At 67.3% G+C, this 1,396-nt stretch carries 1 pseudogene; it reads left to right on the top strand.

Annotated elements, in window-relative coordinates:
• Positions 1-876 precede the first annotated feature (876 nt).
• Positions 877-1,396 (top strand): annotated as a pseudogene (locus ACIBP6_RS46795) (hypothetical protein); the annotation flags it as partial.

The raw sequence follows: 1,396 nt of genomic DNA, 5'->3' as shown, positions 1-1,396 counted from the left end.
GATGGTACTGCACTCGGGAGGGTGTGGGAGAGTAGGTCACCGCCGGACAATTTTTTGAGGGGGGTCTCGACGCCTGTGGGTGTCGGGGCCTCCCTTTCTTTTTTGTGTTTGCTGAGGGTTCCACGCTGGTATGTGGGGCCCTTTCTGCGTTTGCGGAGTTTGTTTTTGGCGTTCATCGGGTCCATTGTGCTTCGGTTCCGGCGGGGCCATGAACCCTTTGTATTCGGGCGCGCCTGTCCTTCCTTGTGTCCGTTCGGAGGAATGCCGGCCCTTTGGCGCTCAGTTCTCGGGCGGTCTCGGTTACAGGACGTCATTGATGCGTGGGTGAGCGTTCAGGGAAGCATTTGATGGCCGCTGTGGCGAACGCTGGCCGGGGTTGAGGCGGGGTCTGGCTTAGCTGGAGTTCGGACTTTTTCGTGAGAGGTCTGGCGTGCGCGAGTTAGGCATTGTAGACGGTAGATCGCGTTATCGGAATTGCGATTTGCTCTGAACAGTTGGGGCCGGCGAGCCGGGCGTCGGATTGGGTTTGTGGTGGGCGTTCGATAAACGAGGGGTTGTGTTGGCTCGGGGACGTTCTGTGGCTTGCTAGGCTGGAGAGAGCGGGCCACCCCCACGGGTGGCCTTCGTCGCGTAAGGCCCGTGGCGCGGGCGGCGACCAAGCCACGGTGGACGGTTTGTTGTGAGTCCGCTGGGTGAGCCAACGAAATGGACCAGAAGTGAACAGAGATAACGGATCGGACGGCGGACAGCACGGGCGCGGCGACGACGGGGACAGGCGCTCCGGCGGCAGGAGCGGAGGGTACGGCTCTCGCGGACGAGACTCCGGCAGCGACCGTCCGTTCCGTTCCGACGACAGGTCGCGTCCCTACAACCGCGGTGGCGGTTCTGACAGCGGTGCGCGGCGAGAAGACCATCGAGATGACCGCGGCAGCAGCCGCGAGGGCGCCGAGCGCCGGCCGTTCCGTGACCGCGACGATCGCGGACCGCGCGGCGAAGGCGGATCCGGAGACCGGCGCGAGGGTGGCTACGGCCAGCGTCGCGAGGGCGGATACGGCGGTGACCGCGGCCCTCGGCGTGAGGGTGATGACCGCGGGGCCCGTGGCGCCGGCGAGCGCCGTACCTATCGGGACCGTGACGACCGCGGACCGCGCCGCGAGGGTGGCTACAGCGACCGTCGCGAGGGCGGCGGGGGCTATCAGGGTGACCGTGGTCCGCGCCGTGAGGGCGGGGGCTATCAGGGTGACCGTGGTCCGCGCCGTGAGGGCGGGGGTTACCAGGGTGACCGTGGTCCGCGCCGTGAGGGCGGGGGCTATCAGGGTGACCGTGGTCCGCGCCGTGAGGGCGGGGGCTATCAGGGTGACCGTGGTCCGCGCCGTGAGGGCGGGGGTTACCAGGG

This window comes from Nonomuraea terrae (genome assembly GCF_044465245.1).
Lineage (GTDB): Bacteria > Actinomycetota > Actinomycetes > Streptosporangiales > Streptosporangiaceae > Nonomuraea > Nonomuraea terrae.
The sequence above is the reverse complement of the archived record's forward strand: the minus strand, read 5'-3'. Positions and strand labels throughout refer to the sequence as shown.